At 60.6% G+C, this 10606-nt stretch carries 8 protein-coding genes; 3 read left to right on the top strand and 5 right to left on the bottom strand.

The window, feature by feature from the left end; genetic code table 11:
- Positions 1-508: 508 nt before the first annotated feature.
- The 3 genes from betT (at position 509) to mgrA (ending at position 5124) form a co-directional block, all read left to right on the top strand.
- Positions 509-2470: a choline transporter BetT gene (betT, locus tag AO240_RS28175; RefSeq protein ID WP_218244406.1), complete on the top strand. Its 1962-nt coding sequence runs from the start codon at positions 509-511 to the stop codon at positions 2468-2470.
- Positions 2471-2628: 158 nt separating this feature from the next.
- Positions 2629-3978 carry an OprD family outer membrane porin gene (locus tag AO240_RS28170; RefSeq protein ID WP_099241076.1) on the top strand — a complete coding sequence of 450 codons (1350 nt, stop codon included), beginning with the start codon at positions 2629-2631 and terminating at the stop codon, positions 3976-3978.
- 108 nt (positions 3979-4086) lie between these two features.
- Positions 4087-5124, top strand: coding sequence for an L-glyceraldehyde 3-phosphate reductase (gene mgrA / locus AO240_RS28165; RefSeq protein WP_099241074.1), 1038 nt, complete (start codon positions 4087-4089; stop codon positions 5122-5124).
- 134 nt (positions 5125-5258) lie between these two features.
- Here the strand turns inward: mgrA and tauD are convergent, their stop codons facing one another.
- The 5 genes from tauD to gshA all read right to left on the bottom strand — a co-directional run bounded on the left by tauD (position 5259) and on the right by gshA (position 10562).
- A complete protein-coding gene (tauD, locus tag AO240_RS28160) occupies positions 5259-6095 on the bottom strand; it encodes a taurine dioxygenase (RefSeq protein ID WP_099241088.1) in 837 nt (278 codons plus the stop codon).
- Positions 6096-6106: 11 nt separating this feature from the next.
- A complete protein-coding gene (gene tauC, locus AO240_RS28155) occupies positions 6107-6943 on the bottom strand; it encodes a taurine ABC transporter permease TauC (protein ID WP_099241072.1) in 837 nt (278 codons plus the stop codon).
- Positions 6940-7719, bottom strand: a complete 780-nt coding sequence (tauB, locus tag AO240_RS28150) for a taurine ABC transporter ATP-binding subunit (RefSeq protein WP_099241069.1) — start codon at positions 7717-7719, stop codon at positions 6940-6942. Before tauB ends, tauC begins: the two co-directional genes overlap by 4 nt.
- Positions 7720-7736: 17 nt before the next feature.
- A complete protein-coding gene (gene tauA / locus AO240_RS28145) occupies positions 7737-8714 on the bottom strand; it encodes a taurine ABC transporter substrate-binding protein (protein WP_099241067.1) in 978 nt (325 codons plus the stop codon).
- A 264-nt stretch (positions 8715-8978) separates the two neighbouring features.
- Complete coding sequence (gene gshA, locus AO240_RS28140) at positions 8979-10562, bottom strand: glutamate--cysteine ligase (protein ID WP_058413081.1); 1584 nt, start codon at positions 10560-10562, stop codon at positions 8979-8981.
- Between the last annotated feature and the right edge of the window lie 44 nt (positions 10563-10606).

The following is a 10606-nucleotide window of genomic DNA, read 5'->3' as shown; positions in this document are numbered from 1 at the left end:
CAAACCGCGCTAGAACTTCTGCCCACATCGATTTCGTTCCCCTGACTGGCGTTTTGGGGGATTTTATCAAAGACCTTGAAAGGGCTGGCTGTAAGAGCGAAACCGATACAAGCCATCCCCCAAAGAACGGATATGCACGAAAATCCAAAGAACCCCCCGAGCCCGTTTGCTGCGCGACAGCGCTACATCAAAGATGCAGTGGGGCCTCCCACATTTTTAACAGCATTCCAAATTCACCCGGCAATCGCTGAACGTTTTGTCATCCTAACCCGTCATACCTTTCCTTGAGCTAGTGTAGGCATAGCCGACCACTCAGCCCCGCGATTAGTCCAAAACCGCCTATTCATGTTTAACTTGAATGTTCGTTCAAGTTAAACCCGGTGGTTCGCTGCCCGCTCACAACAGGAGGCTTACCTTTGCTGAGTCCGTTATTTACAGCCACATCCGACACCTTCGGGGTGCATCGTTCATGAGTGCATCGTCCACCCCATCCAGCGGCCAAGTGCGCATGAATGCGCCGGTGTTCTACTTTGCCGCCACCGTGATCATGCTGTTTGGCATCACGGTTATCGCTATCCCGCAACAAGCCGGTGCCTGGCTGCTGGCCGCGCAAAACTGGGCGGCCAACACGGTCGGCTGGTACTACATGCTGGCGATGACCCTGTATCTGGTCTTCGTGGTGGTCACCGCGCTATCGGGCTACGGCAAGATAAAACTCGGTGCCGACCACGACGAGCCCGAATTCAGTTACCTGTCCTGGGCCGGCATGTTGTTCGCCGCCGGGATCAGCATCACGCTGTTTTTCTTCTGCGTGTCCGAGCCGCTGACGCACTTGGTGCAACCGCCGCAGGGCGCGCCGTTGAACGCCGATGCTGCGCGCCAGGCCATGCAGATTCTGTTTCTGCACTGGGGCCTGCACGGCTGGGGCGTGTTCGCCTTTGTCGGCATGGCGCTGGCGTACTTTGCCTACCGGCATAACTTGCCGCTGGCGCTGCGTTCGGCGCTGTACCCGCTGATCGGCAAGCGCATTAACGGGCCTATCGGTTACGCAGTGGATGGCTTCGGCATCATTGCCACGGTGTTTGGCCTCGGCGCCGACATGGGCTTTGGCGTGCTGCACCTCAACTCCGGCCTCGACTACCTGTTCGGCATCGCGCATACCCAGTGGATTCAGGTCGGCCTGATCACGCTGATGATGGGCGCCGCGATCCTGGTGGCCGTGGCCGGCGTCGACAAGGGCGTGCGCGTGATGTCCGACATCAACATGCTGCTGGCCTGTGCGCTGCTGCTGTTCGTGTTGTTTGCCGGGCCTACCCAGCATTTGCTTAACACCCTGATCCAGAACATCGGTGACTACCTGGGGGCGTTGCCGACCAAGAGTTTCGACGTGTACGCCTACGACAAACCCAGCGACTGGCTGGGCGGTTGGACGGTGTTCTACTGGGCCTGGTGGATCGCATGGTCGCCGTTCGTGGGCCTGTTTATTGCGCGCATCTCGCGTGGCCGTACCATCCGCGAATTCGTGTTTGGCGTGCTGCTGATTCCGCTGGGTTTCACCCTGGCGTGGATGTCGATTTTCGGCAACAGCGCCATCGATCAAGTGCTCAACCACGGTATGGCCGCGCTCGGCCAGTCGGCCATTGACGATCCGTCGATGAGCCTCTACTTGCTGCTCGAAACCTACCCGTGGAGCAAGACCGTGATCGCGGTCACGGTGTTTATCAGCTTCGTGTTCTTCGTCACCTCGGCCGACTCCGGCACCGTGGTGCTGTCGACCCTGTCGTCCAAAGGCGGCAACGCTGACGAAGACGGGCCGAAATGGCTGCGTGTGTTCTGGGGCGCGATGACCGCGCTGGTCACCAGTGCCTTGCTGTTTGCCGGCAGTATCGATTCGCTGAAGTCGGCAGTAGTGCTGACCTCGCTGCCGTTCTCGCTGATTTTGCTGTTGATGATGTGGGGGCTGCACAAAGCCTTCTACCTTGAGTCGCAAAAGCAGATTGCGCAGTTGCATTCCCTGGCACCGGTGTCGGGTTCGCGCAAGGGCACGGGCGGCTGGCGCCAACGTTTGGGCCAGGCGGTGCATTTCCCGTCCAGGGATGAGGTGTACCGTTTCCTTGAAACCACGGTGCGGCCGGCGATCGAAGAAGTGACGGCGGTGTTTGTCGAAAAAGGCCTGAGTGTCGTCACTCAGCCGGACCCGTCCAACGACAGCGTCAGCCTCGAAATTGGCCACGGCGAAGAGCATCCATTCGTTTACCAGGTACAGATGCGCGGCTATTTCACGCCGTCATTTGCACGCGGTGGCATGGGCTCCAAGCAGCTCAATAACCGTCGCTATTACCGCGCCGAAGTGCACTTGAGCGAGGGCAGCCAGGACTACGACCTGGTCGGCTACACCAAGGAGCAGATCATCAACGACATCCTCGACCAGTACGAGCGTCACTTGCAGTTCCTGCACTTGGTGCGCTAACCGGTTGAACCCCGCAAAGCCCCGTTCTACGGGGCTTTCTTAAACTTAATTTCATCCGTCAAAGCGCTGTTTTGACGCGTAACTGTCATCTGGTCACTGCGTAATTGTGTGAAGCGTTTGACGCTTTCATTTCAGAACAGTGACGGAGACCGGTAACAATGAAGACGTTAATAAGCCCTGTGGTGGGTGTCGCCATGGCGAGCTTTATGCTGTCCGCGCATGCCGATTTTATTGATGACAGCCACGCCGATGTGACCTTGCTCAATCGCTACCTCAACCAACAAGGGCGAGACGTGGTGAACAGCAACGCCAAGGCCCACAGCATTCGTGATTGGGGCCAGGGTTTCGAGTTCAACTTCAAGTCCGGTTACACCGAAGGCCCGGTAGGCTTTGGCCTGGATGTGCAGGCGTTTTATGGGTTGAAACTGGATTCGGGCGGCGACCTCAACGACAAGAATCATCAGGGCCGCTACCCAGGCAGCATGTTCCCGTTGGATGACGGCAAGTCTGCCGACCAGTTCGGCGTGCTCAGCCCCACGTTCAAAATGCGCTTTGCCAAAGATGAACTGCGCCTCGGCACGCTCTACGCTAGCAACCCGGTGCTGGCCAACACCGACGGTCGCCTGTATCAGCAGACCAATACCGGTGTGCAACTGGTGTCCAGGGACCTCTCTGATTTCACCTTCACCGGCGGCGATATTTTTAAAACCAAGATACGCAACGAAACCGGCGACCAGGGAATGATCACGGCGGGCGGTACTAAAGAGAGCGACCGCTTCCTGTTCGGCGGCGCCGACTACACCGGCCTGCCGGGCACCACGGTCAGCCTTTGGTATTCCAACCTTGAGGATTACTACCAGCAGTTTTTCCTCGGTGCCAAACGCCATGACGCCTTGTCGGTCGGTGCCATCGACAGCGATGTGCGCGTGTTCCGCAGCCTGGGTGTGGGCGGTAACGCCGACGGCGACAGCGATTTTGCCGCCGCAGGCCTTTACGGCGACGGCACCGGCAAGGGCCGCATCAACCAGACCACCGCAAGCCTGCTTGAAAGCTACAGCCTGGACGGCCATACCGTCGGCCTGGGCATCCAGAAAAACAGCGGCGACAGTGATTTCCCTTACCTCGATTCTGGCCTGAACAGCGGTGACGCACGCCAAGGCCCCGGCTCCGGTGCGGATACGCCAGCGCTGACCAACCTGCAGTTGAACAAATTCCAGCACGCCGGCGAGCGCACGTGGCTGGCGCAGTACAAATATGACTTCGGCAAACTCGGCCTCACCGGCCTGACGTTCTCTGCCGCCTACGCGCATGGCGATGACATTCGCACCGCGCAAGGCACCACCAGCGAATGGGAGCGTGACGTTGCCGTCGCCTACCAAGTACCCACCGGCACCCTCAAAGGCCTCGGCGTGACCTGGAAAAACGCCCACGCGAGCCCGGACATTACCGGCGCCACCGTGCAGGACGAAAACCGCCTCTATGTCAGCTATGTCGTTCCACTCTGGTAGGAAATTGCTGTACAAGGAAAGGGCAGATTTAAGCGACCCAACGGGTTAAAAGCCCTGGGAATAAGCATATTCCCAGGGCTTGTTTGCCCTAAGCCCAGAGAGGATTCGATGACGTACATTGCTGCCGAAAACCGCTATGAATCTATTCCGTATCGCCGTGTAGGGCGCAGTGGATTGGTGCTGCCGGCACTGTCCCTGGGGCTGTGGCACAACTTTGGCGACAGCACCCCGATCGACACCCAGCGCGCCTTGCTGCGCACGGCGTTCGACCTGGGGATCAACCACTTTGACCTCGCCAACAACTATGGCCCGCCCTACGGCAGCGCCGAGATCAACTTCGGCCGGTTGCTGCGCGAAGACTTCAAGCACTACCGTGATGAATTGATCATCTCCAGCAAAGCCGGTTGGGACATGTGGCCAGGCCCGTACGGCCAGGGCGGTGGCTCGCGCAAATACGTGCTGGCGAGCCTGGACCAGAGCCTGCAACGCCTCGGCGTCGACTACGTGGATATTTTTTACTCGCACCGTTTTGACGCCGACACCCCGCTGGAAGAAACCGCCAGCGCCCTCGCCACTGCCGTGCAGCAGGGCAAGGCGTTGTACATTGGTATTTCTTCTTACTCGGGGGTAAAAACCCGCGAAATGGCCGCGTTGCTCAACGAGTGGAAAGTGCCGTTGCTGATCCACCAACCGGCCTACAACCTGCTGAACCGCTGGGTTGAAAAAGACCTGTTGGACACCACCGAAGAACTCGGTGCCGGGGTGATTGCCTTCACGCCGCTGGCCCAGGGTTTGCTCACCGACAAGTACCTCAACGGCGTGCCGGCGGATGCGCGGGTCAACCGTCCAGGCGGCGGTTCGTTGCAGGCCAAACACTTGTCCGAAGCCAACATCGCCCACGTGCGCGCGCTGAATGAAATCGCCCAGCGTCGTGGCCAAAGCCTCGCGCAATTGGCATTAGCCTGGACCCTGCGTGACCCACGGGTGACCAGTGCCCTGATCGGCGCGAGTCGGCCGGAGCAGATCATCGAGAACGTCGGCGCGTTGAACAACCTCAGCTTCAGCGCCGAAGAGTTGGCAGAGATCGACCGGTTCGCCCAGGAAGGCGGGATTAACTTGTGGGAAAAGCCATCCACCGCTGAATAACCCCGGTCAATGAGGGAGCGGGCTTGCTCGCGATGGCGGTCTGTCAGTCGATAAATATAGCGGCTGACCCACCGCCATCGCGAGCAAGCCCGCTCCCACATTTGATCTTCAGTGTGGCTGACATCGCGGTCGGCTTAGAAGGGCGCGTCGCCCAGAATCGTTGCCCGGTGCATAACCCGCCGCTGCGGCCGGTAGTCATCCACCGCGTAATGCTGGGTCACGCGGTTATCCCAGAACGCTACGTCATTTGCCTGCCAACGCCAGCGCAGGGTGAACTCAGGGCGTGTTGTGTGGGCGAACAGCAGCTTTAAAATCGCTTCGCTTTCGGCCGGCTCCAGCTCATTTATCCGGGTGGTAAACCCCTCATTCACAAACAACGACTTGCGCCCGCTCACCGGGTGCGTGCGCACCACCGGGTGTGACAGCGGCGGGTTCTGCTTGCGGGTGGCTTCCCAGCGCGCGAGGTCTTCGGCGGTGTTGCCGAAGCGCTCCAGCGGAAACGACTTGGTGAAGTCATGAGTCGCCGTCAGGCCGTCGAGCAAGTGTTTGAGCGGCGCCGACAGTGCCTCATACGCCGCAATCCCGCTGGCCCACAGCGTATCGCCGCCAAACGCCGGCAACAGCTTGGCGCTGAGGACCGCGCCAAGTGCCGGGGTGGCCAGGAAGGTCACGTCGGTGTGCCACACGGCGTTGTCGCGCACGTCGGTGACGGCAGTGTCGAGGATCAGCACTTCGGGCTGTTCCGGCACGTTGGGGTAGATCGGATGGATGTGCAGGTCACCGAAATTCGCCGCGAACCGTGCCTGTTGCTGCGGGCTGATGGCCTGGTCCCGGAAGAACAGCACCGAGTGCGTGAGCAACGCCTGTTCGATGGCGTCGCGCTGTTCGGGTTGCAGCGGTTGGGTGATGTCGACGCCACTGATCCGGGCGCCAAGGGCGATGCTTAACGGGGTAACGGTCAGGCTGTTCATGCGCTTCTCACTCAGTGTGCCTGGCCATGCCAAGGCACCCATTTACGCTGCAGGGCGCGCAGGCCCATTTCCATGGCGAAGGCGATGAGGGCGATCACCAGAATCCCCAATACCACCACATCGGTGACCAGAAATTGCGCGGCCGACTGCACCATAAAACCCAGGCCGCTGGTGGCCGCGATCAACTCGGCGGCGACCAATGTCGACCAGCCCACACCCAGGCCAATGCGCACGCCAGTGAGGATGTCGGGCAGTGCGCTCGGCAGGATCACATGGCGAATCAACTGCGCCCGTGTTGCTCCCAGCGACTGCGCAGCGCGCAGCTTGGCCGGGTCGACAGTGCGCACGCCGGTGGCCGTGGCGATGGCAATCGGCGCAAAAATCGCCAGGTAAATCAGCAGCACCTTGGACAGCTCGCCGATGCCGCACCAGATCACGATCAATGGCAGGTAAGCCAGCGGTGGGATCGGCCGGTAAAACTCGATCAGCGGGTCGAGAATGCCGCGCGCAATACGGTTGGCGCCAATGGCAACCCCGACCGGCACGGCGGTCAGTACCGCAAAACCCAGCCCCAACCCGATGCGGCTGAGGCTCGCACCAAGGTGCTGCCACAAGGTGGAATCCATGTAGCCCGTGGTCGCCAGCAACCAGCCTTTTTGCAACACCGCAGAGGGCGGCGGCAGGAACAGCGGTTCAATCAAACCGGTGGCGGTGACGGCCCACCAGATCGCCAGCAACGCGAGCAGCGTCAACAGGCTGATCCAGCGCGTGCTCAGGCTGCGCTGCAGTGGAATAACCGCGTGCGCCGCCGGCTTGGCGACGCTGGCGGGAAGCTCAAAACTGCTCATGCGCTCACCTGTCGTTGCGAGAACACTTTGCCCAGCACGTGTTCGCGGGTTTCGATAAAACGCGGGTCGGACTTGATCGCCCGCGCCGATTCACCGGCGGCGTAGCGTTGGCCGAAGTCGAGGCTCAGGCGCTCGACGATCTGGCCGGGGTTGGGCGCCAGCAGAATCAAGTCGGTGGCGAGAAATACCGCTTCTTCGATGTCGTGGGTAATCAGGAAAACCGGCTTGGCGGTGCGCTGCCAGACTTGCAGCAGCAGTTCCTGCATGTGCTCGCGGGTGAAGGCATCAAGGGCGCCGAAGGGTTCGTCCATCAGCAGCACACGCGGGTCGGCAGCCAAGGCACGCGCCAGGCCGACACGCTGCTTCTGGCCGCCGGAGAGTTGCCAGATGCGGCGGTTGTCGAAACCGGCGAGGTCGACCAGGGCAAGCATCTCGCGGGCGCGCACCTCACGCGCGGCCTTGGCGACGCCGGCCAGTTCCAGGCCGAAACCAACGTTGGCCAGCACGTCTTGCCAGGGCAGCAGCGCATCGTCCTGGAACACCACGCCGCGTTCGGCGCCGGGGCCTTTGACCGGCACGCCGTCGAGGGTGATGCGCCCGGCAGAGGGTTCGACAAAACCGGCAATCAGGTTCAACAGCGAGGTCTTGCCACTGCCGGACGGGCCGAGGGCCACCAGCAATTGCTGAGGCCCAAGCTCAAGTGAAATATCTGCCAGTACCGGTGCTGTGGCGCCTGGGTACTGTGCGCTGATGCGCTCCAGTTGTAGCAAGGCCATCGCGATGAACTCCTGAATCAATGAGTGATGAACTTGGCGCTGACGAAAGGCGCGTAGTCCGGCAGTACCGCGTCAACCTTGCCTTGTTCCTTGAGGAACGCCGCGGTGTCGGTCACAGCCTTGGTGGTCGGAGCGCCGAGCAGCGTCACTTGGTCTGCCGCCAGCGGGTAGACGTTGCCTTGCAGCAGCAACGGGATGTCACTGGCCTTGGCGCCGGAGAGCTTCACCAGCTTGTCGATATTGGTTTTATCGGCAAGCCAGGCGTGTGGGTCTTTGCGGTACTCGGCGTAGGCATCCAGAGTGACTTTGGCAAAGGCGCTGACGATTTCCGGGTGCTTCTCGGCAAAATCCTTACGCACGATCCACGCATCGAAGGTTGGCGCGCCGAACGTGGCCAGTTCGCCGGAGGTGATCAGCACCTTGCCGTTTTCCTTGGCCACGCCGAGGGCCGGGTCCCACACGTAAGTGGCGTCAATATCACCGCGCTTCCAGGCGGCGATGATCGCCGGTGGCGCGAGGTTGAGGATGGTCACTTTCGAGGGGTCGATGTTCCAGTGCTTCAGTGCGGCCAACAGGCTGTAGTGGCCGGTGGAAACGAAGGGCACGGCGATTTTTTTGCCGATCAAGTCCTGCGGGCTGTTGATGCCTGAACCATTGCGCGCTACCAGCGCTTCGGCGCCGCCGATCTGGGTGGCGACGAGGAAGGTTTCCACCGGCACTTTGCGGGTAATCGCGGCGGTCAGCGGGCTCGAACCGAGGTAGCCGATCTGCACGTCACCGGAGGCAATGGCGGCGATGATGTCGGAACCGTTGTCGAATTTGCGCCAGTCGATCTTGGCGTGGGTGGCTTTTTCATACGCGCCGTCGGCCTGAGCGACTTTGGCCGGGTCTACGGTGGTCTGGTAAGCGATGGTCACGTCCGCCGCCTGGGCAAACAGGCTGGCACCGGCCAGGGACAATGCGGCCAAGAGGCGCAGAGGGGTTAAACGTTTCAAGGGGGAAGCTCCTCAATCAGGCGGCCGAGGGTCGGCGAGTGAGGAGACTAAATGATCTAAGAATCCGAAAATAAATAACATTTTCGAATTAGCTTATGAGGAGAAGAGGGAATGCCAATCTTAGATTCAATGCAGGCAAATGTGGGAGAGGGCTTGCTTCCGATAGCAGTCTTTCAGTCAATCATTCACTGACTGACACTCCGCTATCGAGAGCAAGCCCCCTCCCACATAAACCTCAGTTCCCGGAGGGCATCAAGCCCGGTATCAGTTACTGATCGCCAGGATACTGGCCTGGTACGACCCGACAAACACGTCAAAGTCGCCCACTTCGTTCTGCTCCAGCTCTGCCTGTTGCGCCAGCGACGTGCGCGCCAGTTGCTCAAAATGCGCCTGCTCTTCAGCCGGCAACGGCTCCTTGCGGAAGTACTCGGCATGCACCTCACTCTGGTGCAGCGAGAACTGCGCAAAACTCTCTTTGCGCTCGGCCATAGCCGCCAGTACTTGGGCCGATGGCGTCAGGGACGGGTCCTTGACCTTCGCCAACTGGGCGTCCAGCGCCTGGCTGTGTTCCTGCATGCCATGGCTCTCATCGAGCAAAGCGGCCAACGGCGCAATCTGCTCGAGCAACTCGGTGGCCCACTCGGTCATGCCCACGGCTTGGCCCTCACGCTGCAATTGCAGGCCGGGGCGACGGCCTTCCTTGACCACACTGAGGAAGTTGGAGGTGGCGTTGCCGCAGTCGCTGTTGGCGAACAGCGGGCTGTCGTTCAGCGCGCAATACAGCAGGAACGCGTCGAGGAAGCGTGATTCCGGCAGGTCGATACCCATCGGCAAGAACGGGTTGATGTCCAGGCAGCGCACTTCGATGTATTGGATGCCACGCGCGACCAGCGCCTGAATCGGCCGCTCGCCGGTGTAGGTCACACGCTTGGGGCGGATGTTGGAGTAGTACTCGTTTTCGATCTGCAGGATGTTGGTGTTGAGCTGTACCCACTCACCGTCCTTGTGCGTGCCCACTTCGACGTACGGCGCGTAAGGCGTTGCCACCGCTTCGCGCAGGCTGTCGGTGTAGCTGCTCAAATCGTTGTAGCACGGCGTGAGGCCAGCCTGGGCGTTGCTTTGGTAACCCAAGTCGCTCATGCGCAGGCTGGTCGCGTACGGCAGGTACAGCGTGTCGGCGTCGAGCATTTCCAACTGGTGCGAGCGACCGCGCAAGAAACCCGCGTCCAGCGCTGGCGAGGCACCAAACAGGTACATCAGCAGCCAGCTGTAGCGGCGGAAGTTACGGATCAGCGCGATATAGGCCGTGGACTGATAGTCGCGGTCAGTGCCGACAAAACCTTCAGTCTCCTTGAGCAACGGCCAGAGCTTTTCCGGCAGCGAAAAGTTGTAGTGAATACCGGCGATGCACTGCATGGTCTTGCCGTAACGCAGGGCCAGGCCCTTGCGGTACACGTACTTGAGCTGGCCGATATTGGAGGTGCCGTAGTAGGCAATCGGAATATCTTCCTCGGCCGGCAACGGGCACGGCATCGACGGGCTCCACAGGTATTCGCTGCCAAGCTTGGTGTAGGCAAAACGGTGAATCTTGTCCAGGCTGCTCAGGGTATCGGCCGGGTTGGGCAGGGCGGGAGTGATGAACTCCAGCAGCGATTCCGAGTAGTCGGTGGTGATCTGTTCGTGGGTCAGCGCAGCGCCCAAAGCTTCCGGGTGCGGCGTTTGTGCCAGACGACCGTCACCGGTGACGCGCAGGCATTCGCGCTCGATGCCGTGCAAGCATTGCTCTAGCAAAGAGAGGTGTTCGCGCTTGCCGAGCAGGGCCAGGCGGCGGTTGAGAAGTTCGCTCAAGTTGGATTCCTTCACGCGTCAGTCGCCCCAATATGGGGGTGGGC

The organism is Pseudomonas sp. ICMP 460 (assembly GCF_002723595.1).
Lineage (GTDB): Bacteria > Pseudomonadota > Gammaproteobacteria > Pseudomonadales > Pseudomonadaceae > Aquipseudomonas > Aquipseudomonas kitaguniensis.
Note: the sequence above shows the minus strand (reverse complement) of the source record. Positions and strands in the feature narration are given on the sequence as shown.

Bases quoted from the DNA above. Each gene is read 5' to 3' on its own strand.
- betT (WP_218244406.1), top strand. From the start codon at position 509: ATGAATGCGCCGGTGTTCTACTTTGCCGCCACCGTGATCATGCTGTTT.
- AO240_RS28170 (WP_099241076.1), top strand. From the start codon at position 2,629: ATGAAGACGTTAATAAGCCCTGTGGTGGGTGTCGCCATGGCGAGCTTT.
- mgrA (WP_099241074.1), top strand. From the start codon at position 4,087: ATGACGTACATTGCTGCCGAAAACCGCTATGAATCTATTCCGTATCGC.
- tauD (WP_099241088.1), bottom strand. From the start codon at position 6,095: ATGAACAGCCTGACCGTTACCCCGTTAAGCATCGCCCTTGGCGCCCGG.
- tauC (WP_099241072.1), bottom strand. From the start codon at position 6,943: ATGAGCAGTTTTGAGCTTCCCGCCAGCGTCGCCAAGCCGGCGGCGCAC.
- tauB (WP_099241069.1), bottom strand. From the start codon at position 7,719: ATGGCCTTGCTACAACTGGAGCGCATCAGCGCACAGTACCCAGGCGCC.